We start from the raw sequence: 16,120 nt of genomic DNA, 5'->3' as shown, positions 1-16,120 counted from the left end.
CCCTGCCTTGCCTAAACGGGCTCGCCATATGGCGGCCCCGGCGACTGTTCGGGTTCGAGGGATGAACGGTGGATGGGCAACCTTGCTGACGTTCGGGCTCGCACGCTCCAGGACGACTCGGCGTCCCATCCACCACCGCTTCCGAAACTCTACCAGAAGCGGAAGACGATAAGTTACAAGGATGACGAAGTAGGGAAAAGCCGGTGGTGTCACGCCCCTGCCAGCGCCTTCACCCGGCCGAGCATCTTCTGGATCGACGCCTCCGGGTCGCCGAGATCGACGCTGCCCGCCGCCGCCAGGGCCTTCTCGGCGATACCGTCGTCCGAGGCCAGGTTGGAGATGGCGTTGCGCAGGCTGGTCTCGTTCTCGTGGTCCTTGGACAGCACCACCGTGCCGCCGGTCGCCGCCACGCCGCGGGCGGTCACCGAATGCTCCAGGTTCCAGGGCAGGATGAACTGCGGCGTCCCCGCCAGCAGGGCCGCCACCGCCGTCGACAGGCCGCCATGGTGCACGATCAGCCGCACCGAGGGCAGGGCCGTGGCGAAGTCCTGCGGATCCGGATGGATCGTCAGGCCCGGGCCGCTCTCCGCGCGCGCCCCCTCCGGCGCCAGGTCTGAGATGTAGCCGCTGCCGCGCACCTTCGCCGCCTTGGTCGCCGCCACCGCCATCTGCGTCAGCTTGTGGCTGCGCGGCAGGTAGAGGAACACACCGCGCTCCTCGCGCTCGGCCAGCGGCTTCGGCGTGATGCCCCGCGGCATGTTGAACGGCGGCAGGGTCGGCTCGGTGCGGTAGGCGGCATAGGGGTCGACCAGCGGCAGGGAGAAGACGAAGGTCTCGTCGCCGTGCAGGGCGTCGGCCACGTAGTCGATCGGCCGGTCGCCGAGGGCCGCCAGCGCGGCATTGATCGAGCGGTGCAGCGCCTGCTCGTTCTCGACGCTGAACGCCTCCAGCTCCTGCTGCCAGGGGCGGATCGGCGGCATCGGCCGGCCGGCGGGCGGCGTGGTGTAGCCGTTGCCGACGCCGATATGCGGCACCCGGCCGCGCGCCGCCAGGTTCAGGGTCGGCGAGAAGTCGCCCACCACCACGTCCGGCTTCACCACCTCGATCAGGTCGCGCCAGGCCGAGATCCGCTGGCGAAGCGCCTCCACATTGCCGTAGCCGATGATCCGCAGCACGTCGGCGAAGATATGGGTCGGGATCTGCCGGATCTTGGGACCGCTTGGGATGTTCCAGCGCGGCGCCTGGACGACCCGCACGCCCGGCAGCCGCCGGCCCGTCGCCCGGTCGATCAGAGCGTCGCCGCGCTCGATCTCCTGCAGCGCGCAGACGATCTCCCAGCCCTCGGCGGACAGACGTTCGGCGATCGGCCGGAACCGCGTGACGTGACCGAGACCGGCCCCGAATTCCCAACCAAAAAGTACGCGCACTTCGGCAGATCCCGTGCTTCGATAGGCAGACCCCACCTCCATAGCGCGCCCGGCGGTGCAACACCACTCCGGCCCGCGCTCGCAGCAGATCGAACCGGAGTTAACCCGATGACCTTCTCCATCGCGGCGCGCGATCCCGAAACCGGTGCCTTCGGCCTGGCCGTCACCACCTCCGGCCTCGCCGTGGGCAGCCGCTGCCCGCACGCCCGCGCCGGTATCGGCGCGGTGATGACCCAGCACCGCACCGACCCGCGCCTCGGCGCACTCGGCCTCGACCTGCTCGCCAGCGGGCTGAGCGCGGAGGAGACGGTCGCCGCCCTGGTCGCCGGACGGGCCGACGCTCCCTGGCGGGAGATCGCGGTGGTGGACAATGCCGGGCGCACGGCGGCCTTCCACGGCACCGAGATCTACTCGCTGCACGGCAACGCGACCCGCGACGGCGCGATCGCGCTGGGCAACATCCTGGCGGACGAAGCGGTGCCCGGCGCAATGCTGGACGGCTTCTTCGCCGCGACAGGCGATCCGCTGGAACTGCGGCTGGTGGCCGCGCTCGAGGCCGGACTGGCGGCGGGCGGCGAATTGGGAGCGCTGCAGACCGCCGCCCTGCTGATCGTGCGCGACGATCCGTTCCCCTGGATGGATCTGCGCATCGACCGGTCCGCCGACCCGCTGGCCGATCTGCGGGCGCTGGCCCTGGCCTACGCGCCGGCCGCCGAGGGCATCCGGCAGACCGCCGTGGCGCCGGAGACGATCCCGAACAACGCCGAGATGGTGCGCAAGCACGAGGCCCTGATGGCCAGCCGCTCTTGAGCCCGGGCCGGCCGGACTCTATGACATCCGCCATGACGCTGCTGACCGATACCGATCCGCCCGCCTTCGAGGTCGTGAACCCCGACTCCACCGCCCCGGTGGTGTTCGTCTCCGACCACAACGCCAATGCGGTGCCCGCCGCGCTGAAGGCGCTCGGCCTGCCGGAGCGCGAGTTGGCGCGGCATATCGGCTACGACATCGGCATCGACCGGGTCGCGCGCCGCCTCGCCGACCGGTTCTCGGCACCCCTCGTTGTGAGCGGCTATTCGCGCCTGGCCTGCGACGTGAACCGGGTGCCGTTTTCCGCCGGCTCGATGCCGGAGATCTCCGACGGCACGCCGGTGCCGGCCAACCAGGGGCTCGCCCAGGCGGACCGGCAGGCACGCTACGATGCCCTGTTCCATCCCTACCACGACGCCATCGCCGCTCTGCTGGACCGGCGGATGGCGGGGGGCGAGCGTCCGCTCTTCGTCGCCCTGCACAGCTTCACCCCGGCCCTGGTCAGCGCACCGGCGGAGCGCCCGTGGGAGATCGGCTTCCTGTGGGACGAGGACTCGGCGACCTCGGCGCTCGCCATGCGGATCTTCCGCAGCCTGTTTCCGGACGTCTGCGTGGGCGACAACCAGCCCTATTCCGGGGCGACGCCTGAGGGCTATTCGATTCCGGTCCATGCCGAGCGGCGCGGGCTGAAGAACCTGTGTCTGGAATTCCGCCAGGACCTGATCGCCGACCCGGCGGGCGGCGACCTGTGGGCCGACCGGTTCGGCGATGCGCTGGCGGAACTTCTGCGCACCGCCGGCAAGGGCTAGCAACGCCCCGCGGCCGGACCGATATTCCCTGGAATAGAAGACGACAAACCACCGGAGGATCGACCATGGCCGACCAACCGAAACTCGACGACGCGACCCGCACCGAGCTGGAGGCCGCCGCCTTCCGCACGCTGGTGGAGCATCTGCGCGCGCGCACCGACGTGCAGAACATCGACCTGATGAACCTGGCCGGCTTCTGCCGCAACTGCCTGTCCAAGTGGTACCGGGCCGCCGCCGAGGACAAGGGCGTCGACCTCGACTACGAGCAGGCGCGCGAGATCGTCTACGGCATGCCCTATGGCGAGTGGAAGGCCAAGCATCAGGCGGAAGCCACGCCCGAGCAGAAGGCCGCCTTCGACGCCCAGGCCAAGCACTGACGGGCCAAGCACTGACGGGCGCGGTCCCGGTCGGACATATTTTGAGACAACGAAGTGTGGGACAGACCGATCCGGAATCGGGCACCATGCGCCTCGCCGACCGGTTTCGCCGCACTCATGTCCAACACCTGTCATGATTGCCGGCGCATGATGCCGGCGCGGACGAAACGGCCGCCTTGCGAGGAATAGAGACCATGCCGGATCAGTTGCGTATCGCCGCCCTTCTCCTGAGCGCCGTCGTCGTGGCCGTGGGTGTCGCGGTCGCCGGCAAGTTCGTCGGCGACGGGTTCCGCGACGGCCGCGCGTCCGACCGCTACGTCACCGTCAAGGGCGTGTCCGAGCGGGCCGTCGTGGCCGATCTGGCCGTCTGGCCGGTGCGGATCACCGAGACCGGCGACGATCTCGGCGCCACCCAGTCCCGGCTGGAGCAGGATGTGGACGCCCTGGTCGTGTTCCTGGTCGGCGAAGGACTGCCGCAGGAGAGCATCATCCGCGGCCGGGTCGAGGTCCAGGATCTGCTGGCCCAGGCCTATCGGCCCGAGGGCGTCGAGAAGGGCCGCTACATCCTGGCCCAGGCGGTCACTGTGCGGACCGACAACGTCCAGCTGGTCGACAGCGCCGCCTCGCGGATCGGCGAGCTGGTGAAGATGGGCGTGGTCTTCGCCGAGACCGGGGGGCCGACCTATGTCTTCACCGGCCTGAACGACATCAAGCCGGAGATGATCGCCGAAGCCACCCAGGAAGCCCGCGCCGGCGCCCAGCAGTTCGCCGACGACAGCGGCAGCACCGTCGGCGCCATCCGTCAGGCGAATCAGGGCGTCTTCACCATCGGCCCGCCCCTGGGCTGGGCCGAGTACAACGCCGACGGCGCCATCGAAAAGCGGGTGCGCGTGGTGTCCACGATCGACTTCTTCCTGCGGGACTGATTTCGGCGGGACTGATTTCGGCGGGACTGGCGAAGCCGCGGGGCATGAAGAGGCGGATGGCTGGAGAACGGCCGACGCCCGTCATTTTCCCGTCATCTCCCTTGCGCTATTGTCCGCCGGCCCCTGATCCGGAGATCCCCCATGCCTGCCCGCCCCTTCACTCCACCCCGCCTGATCGGCCACCGTGGCGCGAAGGCGCTCGCCCCGGAGAACACCCTCGGCTCGATCCGAGCGGCCAAGGCGGCGGGCGCGCCCTGGGTTGAAATCGACGCCAAGCTCGCCCGCGACGGCGTGCCGGTGCTGATGCACGACGCCACCCTCGACCGGACCACGACCGGCAAGGGCCCCGTCGTCGCGCTCTCGGCGCAGGAACTGGCGCAGGTCGATGCCGGCAACGGCGAGGGTGTGCCGACCCTGGCCCAGTGCCTCGCCCTGTGCCGCGAGATCGGCCTCGGCCTGGACCTGGAGATCAAGCCGGACCCGGGCACCGGCCCGCAGACCGCCCGCGCCGTGCTCGAGGTTCTCGACGCGGAGGGCTGGGCTGCGACGGACGATATCGTCATCACCTCCTTCGACCGGGCGGCCCTGGCGGTGGTGCGGGACGCCGCACCCGGCTACATCCGCGGCCTCCTGCTCAGCGACCGGCCGGCGGACTGGCGCGAGGCGGCCGAGGCTCTCGCCGTCGACGCGGTGATCCCGGGGACGAGGGACATTCTCGGGCCGGAAGACGTCACCGCGATCCTCGACGGGGGCTGGGTGCCGATGGTCTATACCGTTAACGATGCGGAACGGGCGAAGGAACTGTACGACTGGGGCATGGCCTCCATCGTCACCGACGACCCGCCGGCGCTGCTGGGTCTGTAGCGCCTCCCTATATATTCCGACTTCCTGGACGACCGCCGAGGGCGATCCAGGACCCTGTGATCGTCGCCGGATCATGATCCTGGATCGCTCCTGCGGAGCGTCCAGGAAGTCGGGGTTGGGAGTAGGGCTGCAACACTCCGGCGCCACTCCAGCGCCGCGCTACCGGCCCCGTGCGGTCAGCCGAGCGGCAGAACCTCGGCCGGGGCCGCCCGGGTGATCGCATCGAGATTGGCGATCAGCGCCAGGTCGACCGATCCCGCGGCCTTGGTCGCCGCCGTCGCCACCTCGAGCCCCGCCACGGTGCGGGCGAGCGCCGGCGCGGCGCTGCGGTGCTCCAGCCAATGGGACAGGAACAGCCCGGCGAACAGGTCGCCGGTGCCGAAGAACGGCCGGTCGTGCCAGGGCGAGCGGGCGACCCAGTTCTCGGTCGCCGTCACCGCCACCACGGCGAGCCGGTCGCCGTCCGGGACGCCGGTGGCGATCACCACCTCCGGACCCCATTCCAGCAGGGTGACCGCCGCGTCATGGGCGTCGGCCACGCTCTCCACCCGGTGCCCGGAGAGCAGCGCCAGCTCGAAGGCGTTCGGCGTGATGATCGTGGCCCGCGGCACCAGCCGGTCGCGGAAGGCGTTCTCGATGCCCTCGCGCACGAACACCCGTCCGTGGTCGCCGATCACCGGGTCGCAGAGATAGACCGCGTCGGGGCTCGCCTCCTTGATGGCGTCGAGCACCTCGGGAAAGGCGCGGCCGGTCTCCGCCGTGCCCAGATAGCCGGAATAGATCCCCTCCACCCCATGCCAGCCGGTGTGGTTGGCGATGCCGCGCAGCAGCTCGGCGATCTCGTGGCCCTCGCGCACCGTGCCGGTGAACTTGCGGTGGCCCGGGTGGTTGGAGAAGCTGACCGTGTCGACGCGCCAGACCTCATGGCCCCGGCGCTCCAGGGCCGGGACGGCGGCGGCGTTGCCCACATGGCCGACGGCGACATGGGAGGAAAGGGCGAGGATCGGCATGGCTCCCTCATACCCGGTTCGGGCCGTCCCGTCAGCGGGACAAATCCGGTGCGTTGTCGAGTTCCGCGCCGGCCGCTACCCTCGCCTCCAAAGACCCCCGGAACCCTCTCACCGTTGGAAACGCCCGCCCATGACCGCCGTGATCCGTCCCCGCCGCTCCGTCCTCTACATGCCGGGATCGAACCCCCGCGCCCTCGACAAGGGCCGCGCCCTGCCCTGCGACGGAATCGTCATGGATCTGGAGGACGCGGTCGCCCCCGAGGCCAAGCAGGCGGCGCGCGACGCCATCGCCGAGGCGCTGTCCCAGGGCGGCTATGGCAGCCGGGAGATCCTGATCCGGGTCAACGGTCTGGACACGCCCTGGGGCCATGACGACCTGCTCTTCGCCGCCGCCCAGCCGGCCCACGGCATCATCCTGTCCAAGGTGGAGAGTGGCGGCACGGTCCGCCAGGCGGAGTCGTTGCTGATTCGCAACGGTGCGCCGGAGACGATGGGCATCTGGTGCATGGTGGAGACGCCCCGCGGCGTGCTCGCGGCCCAGGAGATCGCGTCGGCGACCCCGCGCATGGCCGGGCTGATGCTCGGCACCAACGACCTGGCCAAGGACCTGCAGTGCCTGCACACGCCCGACCGCATGCCGCTGATGACCTCCTTCGGGCTCTGCCTGCTGGCGGCGCGGGCCTATGGGATCGCCATCCTGGACGGGGTGCATGCCGACCTGAACGACGACGAGGGCTTCGCCGCCGTCTGCCGCCAGGGACGCGAACTGGGCTTCGACGGTAAGACTCTGATCCATCCCAAGACCATCGCCGCCGCCAATGCCGCCTTCTCGCCGCGCGAGGAGGACATCGCCTGGGCCCGCAAGATCGCGCAGGCCCATGCCGCCGCTATGGCCGAGGGCAAGGGTGTGCTGCAGGTCGACGGCAAGCTGGTGGAGGGCCTGCACGTTGCCGAAGCGCAACGGCTGGTCGCCATGGCGGACATGATCGCGGAGATCGAGGGGGCGAGTGCATAACTCCCCATCTCCGTCATCCTGACGCAAGTCAGGATCAAAACCCCGGCGCCCGTGCACCGCAGATCCTGACGTGCGTCAGGATGACGGTTGAGCGGAGGGGGCGACGGTTAAACCTTCGTCTCCGCCATCTTCAGGATCAGGCGCCACTGGGCGTCGGTCACCGGGACGACGGAGAGGCGGGACTGGCGGACCAGGGCGAAATCCTCCAACTCCGGCTCGGCCTTGATGTCGGCCAGGGTCACCGGCTTCTCGACCGGCTGGATCGCCTTAATCGTTACCATACCGAAACGCTCCGACTTGTCGGTCGGGTCCGGATGGTATTCCTCGATCACCTCGACGATGCCGACGATCTGCTTCTCGTTGACCGAGTGGTAGAAGAAGCCGCGGTCGCCGACCTTCATGGCCTTCATGTTGTTGGCGGCCTGATAGTTCCGCACGCCGTCCCAGCCCTCGCCCTCATCGCCCTTCCTGACCTGATCGTCCCAGGACCAGGTGCCGGGCTCGGATTTGAACAGCCAGTACGCCATGAGGGGTGCCTCTCGTCTCGATATCGGAGGGAGGATTTAGCCCGAGTTTGCGGTGGTGCGCACCCCTGGAGTGCGGAATACCCACACAACCACCTCACTCCCCGGATTTATTCCGGGGCAAGGCCGGCCAACGCTTTGTCGTCCAACGTTGCGCCCGATGACGGCTCACCCCGGAACAAGTCCGGGGAGTGTAAAAAATTGGAAGAAGTTCAGTTTCCCTAAGCCTTCACCCGTCCGGCGCCGATGGAGGGAGAGGCGTCCGGATCCAGGGGCCAGCGCGGTCGGGGGCGGAAGTCCATGCCGTCGACCAGGCCCAGGCTCAGCCGCTCCTGCCCCGCCCAGGCGATCATCGCGCCGTTGTCGCCGCACAGTGCCAGGGGCGGCGCGACGAACCGCATTCCCCGGCTGTCCGACAACCCGGCCAGGGCGGTGCGGATCGTGCCGTTGGCGGCCACGCCGCCGGCCACGACCAGCGGCCGGCCGACGATGCCCTCGCTCTCCAGCAGGTCGACCGCCCGCCGGGTCCGGTCGACCAGGGAGGCGGCTACCGCCTTTTGAAAGGCGGCGGCGATGTCGGCGATGCGGCCCGCGTCCAGCCCGTCCCCCGCCTCCTCCACCCGCCGGCGCACCGCCGTCTTCAGGCCGGAGAAGGAGAAGTCGCATCCGGGCTTGCCGACCATCGGGCGCGGCAGGTCAACCGCGTCGGGATCGCCCTGCGCCGCCGCGCGCTCCACGGCGGGACCGCCCGGATAGCCCAGGCCCAGCAGCTTCGCGGTCTTATCGAACGCCTCGCCCACCGCGTCGTCGATGGTGGTGCCGAGCCGGCGGTAGCGGCCGACGCCCTGCACCAGCAGAAGCTGGCAATGGCCGCCGGAGACCAGCAGCAGCAGATACGGAAAGTCGATGCCGTCGGTCAGCCGCGCGGTCAGAGCATGGCCTTCCAGATGGTTCACCGCCAGGAACGGCTTGCCATGGGCGCTGGCGACCGCCTTCGCCAGGGTGGCACCCACCAGCACGCCGCCGATCAGCCCGGGCCCGGCCGTCGCCGCCACGCCGGCCAGATCGGCGAAATCGAGCCCCGCCTCCGCCATCGCCCGGGCGACGATGGCGTCCAGATGGTCGAGATGGGCTCGGGCCGCGATCTCCGGAACGACGCCGCCATAGACCCGGTGATCGTCGAGCTGGCTGAGCACCACATTGGACAGAATCCGCCGGTCGCCGTCGACGACCGCCGCGGCGGTTTCATCACAGCTCGTTTCTATGCCTAGAATAGGGCCTAAACTGGCGTGCGGGCCGGAAGGCACGGTGCGGTCTCCCTTAGGATCGTGCCTTCGTCTACACGAAACCCGCCGCGATGGCACTCCGCTAGACAGAGGCGAGACGACAGCTCCATGACCGCCAAAATCATCCTCGGCTCGCGCGGATCGGCGCTGGCCCTCGCCCAGACCCGAGAAACCCGCGAGCGGCTGCTGGCCGCCTGGCCCGAGCTGCGGGAGGACGGCGCGATCGAGATCCGGACGGTGAAGACCACCGGCGACGTCGTGCGCGACCGGCCCCTGGCCGAGCTCGGCGGCAAGGGGCTGTTCATCAAGGAGGTCGAGGGGGAGCTGCTCTCCGGCGCGATCGACGCCGCCGTCCATTCCATGAAGGACATGGAGACCACCATCGCCGACGGCACGATCCTGGCCGCCGTCCTGCCGCGGGAGGATCCGCGCGACGCCTTCATCTCGCCCCATGCGGACAGCTTCGAGGCGCTGCCCGAGGGCGCACGGATCGGCACCGCCTCGGTGCGCCGCGCCGCCCTGGTGCTGAACCGCCGGCCGGACCTGAAGGTGGTGATGTTCCGCGGCAACGTGGACACCCGCCTGCGCAAGCTGCACGACGGCGAGGCGGACGCCACCTTCCTGGCGGTCTGCGGCCTTAAGCGGCTGGAGATGGAACACGCCATCACCCGGATCATGGAGCCGGACGCCTTTCCGCCGCCGGTCAGCCAGGGGGCGATCGGCATCCAGTGCCGCGACGGCAACGCGTCGGCCCGCGATGCCGATATCGCCCGCTGGCTGAGCGCCCTCGACGATGCGCCGAGCCGGGCGCGGGTCACGGCGGAACGGGCGATGCTCTCGGCGCTGGACGGCTCCTGCCGCACGCCGATCTCCGGCCACGCCGTGCTCGACGGCGGCCGGCTGACCCTGAACGGACTGGTGCTGTCGCTCGACGGCACGCAGAGCCACGCCGGGTCCGCCAGCGCCGACGCGGGCGATGCCGAGGCGCTGGGCTTCGGGGTGGGCGAGGACATCCTGTCGCGCTGCGGGCGCGATTTCCTGGCCTGAGGGCCGGGATGACGGCCGGGAGGGCGGATCGACGGGTCATCGTTACCCGCCCGGCGGATGCTACCGCCGATCTTGCCGACGAGCTGGCGGCCCACGGGATCGAGACCCTGGCGGCGCCCATGCTGACGGTCGAACCGCTCGAGCCGTCCGGCGATCTGCCGGCGCCGCTTCAGGCGCTCCTGGTGACCAGCGCGAACGGCGCGCAGGGCGCCGGGCGGATGGGCCTGGGGCGGGATCTGCCGGTGCTGGCTGTGGGCGAGGCGACGGCGCGGGCGGCGGCCGAGGCGGGCTTCGCCACCATCGCCACCGCCTCCGGCGATGCCGCCTCGCTGACGGATCTGGTGGCCCGCACCTGCCGTCCCGAGGCCGGGGCCCTGCTGTGGGTCAGCGGCGAGGCGATCAGCACCGACCTGACCGAAATCCTCGCCGCCCGCGGCTATGCGGTGATCCGGCGGGTCGCCTACCGCACGGCGATGGCCGACGCGCTACCCGCGGCGGTCGCAGAAGCGCTGCGCGACGGATCGGTGGAGGGTGTCCTGTTTTTCTCTCCCCGCAGCGCGGAAGCCTTTGCTAGGCTTGTGGCCGGACGGGAGCTTGAAACCGCCTGTGCGACCGTTTCGGCCTATTGCCTCAGCGACCAGATCGCGCGCATGGCCTCGAAACTCGCGTGGCACGTCATACATGTAGCTAAGTCCCCGACAAAGGCGGCGCTGATTGCGGCGGTGGTCGAGGGCGGGTCCGATCGGAACGTGGAAAAGGATTGATCCATGGCGGAGACGCCTAAGGCCGAGAACGAGACCGGTGCTACCGTGACTGGAGGAGAAGGCGCGGACACGCTCAGCGCGCCTTCCTCCGGCCTGACGGCAGCATCGGCGGAAGATCGCGCAGCCGGCGCTGGCGCCGACACCCTGGCCGGCGGATCGGCCGGGGGATCCGCCGCCGGCGGATCCGACAGCGTCTCGGGCGCGGCGGCATCCAACGTACCGGATCCCGGCATGGGCGAGGATTCGCTGTCCGACGACGACTCGCGCTCCGAGGCTCGGTCGTCGGCGTCCGCCTCCGCCGCAAATCTGGCCGGCAAACCCGCCGACCGACCTTGGGGCGCCTCGAGCGAAACCGTCTCCTCCTCCGAGAGCCGGTCTTCCTCCGACACAGCGAAAGCCGGCAGCGACACCGGATCGTCCACAACCGCGACGCCCCGCAGTTCCGGATCGAGCGGCGGCGCCGGCCGGCTTGTGGTCTTTCTCATTTTGATCGTCCTGGTCGGCGGGATCGGCTACGCGACCTATCCCGAATGGCGCGACGAAGCGGCCCCCTATGCCGAGATGGTCGGGGTGACCCTGCCGGTGGTGCCGGCCGAGACCGATCCCGACGCCCCGAAGGACCCCGCGCCGGCGGCCTCCTCCTCGACATCGGACACCGCACCGGCGGTCTCCGCTCCCGTCTCCGCCGATGCCTCCGACGCAACCGGACCCGCCTCCCAGCCCGGGACCGACACCGGCGCCGATACCGGGGCCGTGACCGCCGCCGCCTTCGAGGCGCTGTCCGAGCGGGTCTCCGCCCTGGAGAGCGAGATCAAGCGTCTTGCCGACGCTCCGGCCGCCGACACGAGCGCGGGTACGAATGCCGACACCACCGCCGCGAGCGATCTGGCCGAGCGCATCGCCTCGCTGGAGAACCGGTTCACGGCGCTGGCCGACGAGATGTCCATCGTGCGCCAGGGCCTCGGCTCGGCCGAGGATACCGACGGCGTCGCGGCGGTGACCTCCAACCTGTCTGGCCGGCTGTCCGAGATGGATGCCCGATTGTCCGAACTGGAAACGCAAGATTCCGCACCGCCGGCAGTCTCTCCGGAAGATCTGGCCGCCCTGCGCGAGCGGGTCGACGGTCTGCAGGACACCTCCGAAGGCGGCGATGCCGACCTGGTGGCCCGTCTCGATTCCATCGCCGCCACCCAGAAGGATCTGGCCGACCGGCTGGCCCAGGGCCGCAACAGACAGGAACAGGCCGGCGCCTTCCTGCTGGCGACCAACCTGCTCGCCGCGGCCAGCAGCGACAGCGGCGATTTCGCCGCCGAGCTCGATGCGGTGGAGACCGCGGCCCTCGACCAGCCCCAGGTCGGCGAAGCCGTCGCCACCCTGAAGAGCCACGCCGCCGGGGTGCCCTCGGAAGCCGATCTACGGGCCCGGTTCCCGGCCGTGGCCGCCTCGGTCATCGACGCGTCCATCGTCGGCGCCGATGACGGCGTCGTCGGCACGGCGCTCACCCGCATCGCCTCGCTCGTCACCCTGCGGCGCACCGAGACCGAGGAAGGCGACGATATCGACGCCATCGTGAACCGCGCCGAGGCGGCGGCCAATGCCGGCGATCTGCCGGGGGCGGTCCAGGCGCTCGGCGCCCTCGACGGCGATCCGGCCAAGGTAGCGGCGCCGTGGATCGCGGAGGCCAACGCCCGGATCGCGGTCGATCGCGCGGTCCGCACCCTGCAGTCGCGCGCCCTTGCCACGCTGTCGGGGGGCTGATCCATGCGCCGGTCCCTGATCTATCTCGTCCAGCTCGCCCTCTTCGTCGCCGTCGCCGTCTGGCTGGTCCAGAATCCCGGCGGGGTTCGGGTCGACTGGCTCGGCTGGCGGCTGGAGACGCCGTTCGCGCTGTTCCTGTTGGTGCTCGGCATCGCCTTGTGGATCGCCGCCGTCGGCTGGCGCGCCGCGCTCGCGACCGTGCGGGCGCCGATCTCGTTCCTGCGCGGCCGCAGCGCCCATCGGCACGAGGAAGGCTACAAGGCCCTCGTCCAGGGTATGGCCGCGGTCGCCGTCGGTGACGGCGAGGAGGCCAAGCGTCTGGCGCGCGAGGCCGACCGTCTGCTGCGCGAGCCGAGCCTGACCCGGCTGCTCTCCGCCCAGGCCGCCGCCCTGAGCGGCGATGCGGCCGCCGCGGCCCGGTATTTCGCCGCCCTGCGCGACGACAAGGAAACCGCCTTCATCGGCCTGGTCGGACTGATGCGTCTGGCCGACGCCCGCGGCGACGACGCCCATGTGCTGGAGCTGGCGGAGGAGGCGCACAAGCTGCGTCCGAACTCGGTGCAGGTGGCGACCACCCGGGTGTTCGGCCTAGCCCGGGCCGGCCGTTGGCTGGAGGCCCAGTCGGCCCTGTACGATGCGGTCAAGCGCGGCCTGATCCCGCGTCCGGAGGGGCGCAAGCACCGCGCCGCCCTGCTGATCGAACGCTCGCGGCTGGCCGAGACCCAGACGGACTCCCTCGATCTCGCTGCCAAGGCACGGGAGAGTCAGCCCGACTTCGTGCCGGCCATCGTGGCCGAGGCCGCCCTGCTCGGCGCGACCGGCCGCAAGGACAAGGGGCGCAAGCTGGTGGCCGATCAGTGGAAGACCGCCCCCCATCCGGATCTGGCCGCAACCATGCGCACCCTGTGGGACGGCGAGTCCGCCTCCATGCTGTTGCGCAAGATCCAGTCGATGGTGGAGAAGCTGCCGGATCACCCGGAAAGCCGGCTGGCCGTCGCGGAGACGGCGCTCGACGGCGATTTCTGGGGCGAGGCCCGCGCCCAGCTCTCCGCCCTGGACCCGGAAGATGTCGGTCCGCGGGCCTGCGCGCTCTGGGCGCGGCTGGAAGAGGGCGAGCACGGCAATATGGCCGCCGCCCGGCAATGGCTGGAACGGGCGGCCTATGCGCCCAGCGATCCGGCCTGGACCTGCGACTCCTGCGGCGCGGTGGCGGCCAAGTGGACGGCGACCTGCGGCAATTGCGGGGCGTTCGATACGGTCGGCTGGTCCCGGCCGCCCCGGGTTTCGGTCGTGCCCCCCGCCCTGGTCACCCAGGACGGCGATGCATCCGGCCCGATCGTCGAACTCACCGCCGAGGAGACCGTGGACTCCGGCCCGAAGCCTTCGCAACCCGGTGCCGCAAGCGCGGCCTGAGATCGCCTGCCACAGCCCAGGTGACCGCTCTGCCGGTGCCCCGGCTGTGGATAATTTGCGCGAATCGGCGGAAAGCTTGACTCGGAGGTTAAGGGCGCTTTAATTATTAGCTGGAACTTTGCTGCGGATTAGATAGAATTCAGACTATCCGGCGAGAATGCCGGTCGACGAAGGCTGCGGAGGCGCTCACGGGAGACGCCTGGGCCGTCCAGAAAGGACATAGTCATGGTCGCGACGATCGATAGCGCGGCCGGCGTTGCGAACGCCGCCGGCGGATCTTCTCAGACAGCATTTCTGACGGCGTCCACGCGTCAGCAGCAGACCGCCCCCCGCTCGGAAACGACGAGCGAGGCGCCGAAAAGCCGTCCCTTCCTGCCCAACGATCCCGGTTACATCACGGTCGAGCCCGATGGCCGCGACGATGTGAGCTTCCGCGACCGCCTACGTCAGGCGATCGAGGCGGTGGCCAGTGCCTTCGCCTCCGGCGACGGCGTGACGGCCATCGTGGACCGGGTGATCGGCGAAATCTCCCAGACGCTCGACAGCGCCGAAGCCAAGGGCGAGCAGGTGGCGGTCCAGTTCCGCATCGCCGCCCTGGATGTGTCCGTGGCCGATGGCGGCAGCGCCTTCGCCTCGATCCGACAGTTCGCGCTCGAGGTGGGGGTCGCCCGCGACGGCAGGGTTGCCGCAGAGGACACCCGCGTGCTCGCCACCGACGGTCGCAGCCTCGGTCTTTCGCAGGAACAGGTCCGCGCCGGCCTCACCACGGGGACCTTCGCCCGGACCGACACCGCCAGCTCCGACGGCAATCTCAGCGAGGCGGCCCGCGAGCGGCTGGCCGCCGCACGGTCCGGCCTGGAGCGGGTCAAGGCCGTGCAGGATGCCCTGGCGGCGTTCCGGAGCGGCGACGAGACACCCCTGCGCGACCTGTTCGAAGGCCGGGGCCTGGGCGGCTCGGGCGACGCCGGGTCGCTCGGTCAGGTCTTCCCGGGGATCGGGGCGCTCTCTTTCCGTTGATCCACACCGGAAATGGGATTGGCGACGACGCAACGCTTGCATCGTCGGCACTTCCTCCGTATCTAGGACGCCGAATTCCGATGGCACTCCGGTGCCCTTGGGGCCGCAATAGCTCAGCTGGTAGAGCATCGCATTCGTAATGCGGGGGTCGGGGGTTCAAGTCCCTCTTGCGGCACCACTTCCCCGAACATGTGATTTTCCGGAACCTCCGATCGGCTGACCGGCCGGTGCATCGCCCTCGGCCTGTGGGCGGTTCAGGTTCCGGCGTTGCCCGGCAGGGGCAGGATCATGGCGTAGTCGCCGCCGTCGCGCAGCGCCTCGCGGATCCGCATCAGGTCGTCGTCGTCGTGACCGACGCCGGCGAACAGCCGGACATAAGCGCCGGCCACGGTCCGGACCTCGACCAGGGTCGGGGTCTCGCCCGTCAGAACGTCCCGGTACCGGTTCAGCAGGACCTCCCAGCCGGCCAGCGCCGCCTCATGGGTCCGGTAGCTGGCAAGGTGCACCGCCCGCACGGCGCTGCTGGGCGTGGGCCAGGCGATCCGGCTGGTCCGCAGCTCCAGCCGCTCCAGCCGGGCCCGCAGCACTGCCTCGCTGTCGGAATCGCCGTCGGCGAGACGGCCGATCGCCGCCGTCAGCGCGGCGACATCGTGCTGAAGCGAGTCGATCTCGGCGGTCAGGGCGGGCGCATCGGCGGGACCATAGGCGGCCCGGTCCATCGCCGGGAACGACTGGCCCGCAGTGCCCTCGATCGCCTCCAGCCGGGCGGCGATCGCCGTCGTCATGCGCTCCAGCGCCTCTAGGCGGGCCTCGGCGACCTGCCGGTCCGCGGGGGGCATCGGATTGTGCCGAGAGAGCCCGGCCAGAAGCCCACCCTGCCGCTCCCGCGCCAGGGCCTGCTGCACCGCCGCATCGACCCGGGCCTGGCGCTGCTGCTCCGTCTCGAACACGGCCAGAGAGCTGCATCCGCTCAGCAGGACGAAACAGCCGATCATCAACCCGTGGCGCACGAGGCTCATGAAGCCCTCCTTTTGCCGCAGTCTACCAAGCGGCCGGCCCGGCGGCGAGGACGG

Annotated in this window: 16 protein-coding genes and 1 tRNA gene; 12 read left to right on the top strand and 5 right to left on the bottom strand. The window is 70.4% G+C overall.

All coding sequences use genetic code 11. The annotated features are described in order from the left end of the window. Positions 1 to 209: 209 nt before the first annotated feature. Complete coding sequence (locus T8K17_RS05690; RefSeq protein WP_322333533.1) at positions 210 to 1,427, bottom strand: glycosyltransferase; 1,218 nt, start codon at positions 1,425 to 1,427, stop codon at positions 210 to 212. A 108-nt stretch (positions 1,428 to 1,535) separates the two neighbouring features. Between T8K17_RS05690 and T8K17_RS05685 the strand changes: the two genes are divergently transcribed. The 5 genes from T8K17_RS05685 to T8K17_RS05665 all read left to right on the top strand — a co-directional run bounded on the left by T8K17_RS05685 (position 1,536) and on the right by T8K17_RS05665 (position 5,213). Then, positions 1,536 to 2,237: a DUF1028 domain-containing protein gene (locus tag T8K17_RS05685; protein ID WP_322333532.1), complete on the top strand. Its 702-nt coding sequence runs from the start codon at positions 1,536 to 1,538 to the stop codon at positions 2,235 to 2,237. 32 nt (positions 2,238 to 2,269) lie between these two features. Continuing rightward, on the top strand, positions 2,270 to 3,046 hold the full coding sequence (locus T8K17_RS05680) for an N-formylglutamate amidohydrolase (RefSeq protein ID WP_322333531.1): 777 nt from the start codon (positions 2,270 to 2,272) through the stop codon (positions 3,044 to 3,046). A gap of 65 nt (positions 3,047 to 3,111) precedes the next feature. Continuing rightward, positions 3,112 to 3,423 carry a DUF1244 domain-containing protein gene (locus T8K17_RS05675; protein WP_322333530.1) on the top strand — a complete coding sequence of 104 codons (312 nt, stop codon included), beginning with the start codon at positions 3,112 to 3,114 and terminating at the stop codon, positions 3,421 to 3,423. A 194-nt stretch (positions 3,424 to 3,617) separates the two neighbouring features. Beyond that, positions 3,618 to 4,349 (top strand): SIMPL domain-containing protein, encoded by a 732-nt coding sequence (locus T8K17_RS05670; RefSeq protein ID WP_322333529.1) that lies wholly within the window; start codon positions 3,618 to 3,620, stop codon positions 4,347 to 4,349. Between the two features lie 141 nt (positions 4,350 to 4,490). Then, positions 4,491 to 5,213: a glycerophosphodiester phosphodiesterase family protein gene (locus T8K17_RS05665; RefSeq protein WP_322333528.1), complete on the top strand. Its 723-nt coding sequence runs from the start codon at positions 4,491 to 4,493 to the stop codon at positions 5,211 to 5,213. A gap of 176 nt (positions 5,214 to 5,389) precedes the next feature. Here the strand turns inward: T8K17_RS05665 and pdxY are convergent, their stop codons facing one another. Beyond that, positions 5,390 to 6,223 carry a pyridoxal kinase gene (gene pdxY, locus T8K17_RS05660; RefSeq protein WP_322333527.1) on the bottom strand — a complete coding sequence of 278 codons (834 nt, stop codon included), beginning with the start codon at positions 6,221 to 6,223 and terminating at the stop codon, positions 5,390 to 5,392. A 130-nt stretch (positions 6,224 to 6,353) separates the two neighbouring features. Between pdxY and T8K17_RS05655 the strand changes: the two genes are divergently transcribed. After that, positions 6,354 to 7,238: a CoA ester lyase gene (locus T8K17_RS05655; protein ID WP_322333526.1), complete on the top strand. Its 885-nt coding sequence runs from the start codon at positions 6,354 to 6,356 to the stop codon at positions 7,236 to 7,238. A gap of 107 nt (positions 7,239 to 7,345) precedes the next feature. Here the strand turns inward: T8K17_RS05655 and T8K17_RS05650 are convergent, their stop codons facing one another. Together T8K17_RS05650 and tsaD are read right to left on the bottom strand one after the other, a co-directional pair. Next, positions 7,346 to 7,765: an EVE domain-containing protein gene (locus tag T8K17_RS05650; RefSeq protein WP_322333525.1), complete on the bottom strand. Its 420-nt coding sequence runs from the start codon at positions 7,763 to 7,765 to the stop codon at positions 7,346 to 7,348. A 218-nt stretch (positions 7,766 to 7,983) separates the two neighbouring features. Then, positions 7,984 to 9,036, bottom strand: coding sequence for a tRNA (adenosine(37)-N6)-threonylcarbamoyltransferase complex transferase subunit TsaD (gene tsaD / locus T8K17_RS05645; RefSeq protein ID WP_322334932.1), 1,053 nt, complete (start codon positions 9,034 to 9,036; stop codon positions 7,984 to 7,986). Positions 9,037 to 9,156: 120 nt separating this feature from the next. On the opposite strand from tsaD, the gene hemC reads away from it, so the two are divergent. The 6 genes from hemC (at position 9,157) to T8K17_RS05615 (ending at position 15,225) form a co-directional block, all read left to right on the top strand. Continuing rightward, positions 9,157 to 10,095, top strand: coding sequence for a hydroxymethylbilane synthase (gene hemC / locus T8K17_RS05640; RefSeq protein ID WP_322333524.1), 939 nt, complete (start codon positions 9,157 to 9,159; stop codon positions 10,093 to 10,095). Positions 10,096 to 10,103: 8 nt separating this feature from the next. Next, on the top strand, positions 10,104 to 10,859 hold the full coding sequence (locus T8K17_RS05635; RefSeq protein WP_322333523.1) for a uroporphyrinogen-III synthase: 756 nt from the start codon (positions 10,104 to 10,106) through the stop codon (positions 10,857 to 10,859). Positions 10,860 to 10,862: 3 nt separating this feature from the next. Beyond that, a complete protein-coding gene (locus T8K17_RS05630) occupies positions 10,863 to 12,617 on the top strand; it encodes a COG4223 family protein (protein WP_322333522.1) in 1,755 nt (584 codons plus the stop codon). 3 nt (positions 12,618 to 12,620) lie between these two features. Beyond that, positions 12,621 to 14,030 carry a heme biosynthesis protein HemY gene (locus T8K17_RS05625; protein ID WP_322333521.1) on the top strand — a complete coding sequence of 470 codons (1,410 nt, stop codon included), beginning with the start codon at positions 12,621 to 12,623 and terminating at the stop codon, positions 14,028 to 14,030. A 225-nt stretch (positions 14,031 to 14,255) separates the two neighbouring features. Then, positions 14,256 to 15,047: a hypothetical protein gene (locus T8K17_RS05620; protein WP_322333520.1), complete on the top strand. Its 792-nt coding sequence runs from the start codon at positions 14,256 to 14,258 to the stop codon at positions 15,045 to 15,047. A 102-nt stretch (positions 15,048 to 15,149) separates the two neighbouring features. Further along, a tRNA-Thr gene (locus tag T8K17_RS05615) sits at positions 15,150 to 15,225 on the top strand. Positions 15,226 to 15,301: 76 nt separating this feature from the next. Here T8K17_RS05615 and T8K17_RS05610 read toward each other — a convergent pair. After that, a complete protein-coding gene (locus T8K17_RS05610; RefSeq protein WP_322333519.1) occupies positions 15,302 to 16,066 on the bottom strand; it encodes a hypothetical protein in 765 nt (254 codons plus the stop codon). Positions 16,067 to 16,120: the final 54 nt, after the last annotated feature.

Origin of the sequence: Thalassobaculum sp. OXR-137 (assembly GCF_034377285.1) — a bacterium.
Classification (GTDB): domain Bacteria; phylum Pseudomonadota; class Alphaproteobacteria; order Thalassobaculales; family Thalassobaculaceae; genus Thalassobaculum.
The sequence above is the reverse complement of the archived record's forward strand: the minus strand, read 5'-3'. Positions and strand labels throughout refer to the sequence as shown.

Excerpts from the sequence above, each read along its gene's own strand:
- T8K17_RS05685 (WP_322333532.1), top strand. The coding sequence starts at position 1,536 with ATGACCTTCTCCATCGCGGCGCGCGATCCCGAAACCGGTGCCTTCGGC.
- T8K17_RS05680 (WP_322333531.1), top strand. The coding sequence starts at position 2,270 with ATGACGCTGCTGACCGATACCGATCCGCCCGCCTTCGAGGTCGTGAAC.
- T8K17_RS05675 (WP_322333530.1), top strand. The coding sequence starts at position 3,112 with ATGGCCGACCAACCGAAACTCGACGACGCGACCCGCACCGAGCTGGAG.
- T8K17_RS05670 (WP_322333529.1), top strand. The coding sequence starts at position 3,618 with ATGCCGGATCAGTTGCGTATCGCCGCCCTTCTCCTGAGCGCCGTCGTC.
- T8K17_RS05665 (WP_322333528.1), top strand. The coding sequence starts at position 4,491 with ATGCCTGCCCGCCCCTTCACTCCACCCCGCCTGATCGGCCACCGTGGC.
- pdxY (WP_322333527.1), bottom strand. The coding sequence starts at position 6,223 with ATGCCGATCCTCGCCCTTTCCTCCCATGTCGCCGTCGGCCATGTGGGC.
- T8K17_RS05655 (WP_322333526.1), top strand. The coding sequence starts at position 6,354 with ATGACCGCCGTGATCCGTCCCCGCCGCTCCGTCCTCTACATGCCGGGA.
- T8K17_RS05650 (WP_322333525.1), bottom strand. The coding sequence starts at position 7,765 with ATGGCGTACTGGCTGTTCAAATCCGAGCCCGGCACCTGGTCCTGGGAC.
- hemC (WP_322333524.1), top strand. The coding sequence starts at position 9,157 with ATGACCGCCAAAATCATCCTCGGCTCGCGCGGATCGGCGCTGGCCCTC.
- T8K17_RS05635 (WP_322333523.1), top strand. The coding sequence starts at position 10,104 with ATGACGGCCGGGAGGGCGGATCGACGGGTCATCGTTACCCGCCCGGCG.
- T8K17_RS05630 (WP_322333522.1), top strand. The coding sequence starts at position 10,863 with ATGGCGGAGACGCCTAAGGCCGAGAACGAGACCGGTGCTACCGTGACT.
- T8K17_RS05625 (WP_322333521.1), top strand. The coding sequence starts at position 12,621 with ATGCGCCGGTCCCTGATCTATCTCGTCCAGCTCGCCCTCTTCGTCGCC.
- T8K17_RS05620 (WP_322333520.1), top strand. The coding sequence starts at position 14,256 with ATGGTCGCGACGATCGATAGCGCGGCCGGCGTTGCGAACGCCGCCGGC.
- T8K17_RS05610 (WP_322333519.1), bottom strand. The coding sequence starts at position 16,066 with ATGAGCCTCGTGCGCCACGGGTTGATGATCGGCTGTTTCGTCCTGCTG.